Here is a 486-nt window from a genome sequence, read left to right as displayed (position 1 = left end):
CTCGGCTTCGGCATCGCCGCGCTCGCCGGCATCATCGCCGTCGGCCACGTCTCGGGCGGGCACTTCAACCCGGCCGTGACGTTCGGCGCCTGCCTCGCGGGCCGCACGTCCTTCAAGGACCTGCTCCCCTACTGGCTCGCCCAGGTCGTCGGCGGTGCGCTCGCCGCGGCGGTGCTGTTCCTCACGGTGCCCGCGGCGCTGCCGGGCCTCGTCAGCCAGGGCGCGCAGACGTCGACGCGCACGTTCTTCAGCTCGGTCGCCAACGGCTACGGCGACCACTCGCCCCTCGCGACGCTCTCGGGCGGCCAGGCCGAGTTCGGCCTCGTCGTGGCGCTGCTCGTCGAGGCCGTCGCGACCGCCGTGTTCGTCGGCGTGATCCTCGGCGCGACCGACCGTCGCGCCAACAAGCAGCACGTGCCGTTCGCGGTCGGGCTCGCGCTGGCCGTCCTGCTGCTCGTCGCGACGCCCGTGACCAACGGCTCGCTC

The 486-nt window shown here is 74.1% G+C and carries 1 protein-coding gene; it reads left to right on the top strand.

Features of this window, described 5'->3' with window-relative positions; genetic code table 11:
• Positions 1-486, top strand: a 486-nt coding sequence (locus G3I71_RS46940) for an aquaporin (protein ID WP_203733128.1), incomplete at both ends; no start/stop codon positions are given.

The organism is Streptomyces sp. SID12501 (assembly GCF_010550245.1).
Lineage (GTDB): Bacteria > Actinomycetota > Actinomycetes > Streptomycetales > Streptomycetaceae > Streptomyces.
The sequence above is the reverse complement of the archived record's forward strand: the minus strand, read 5'-3'. Positions and strand labels throughout refer to the sequence as shown.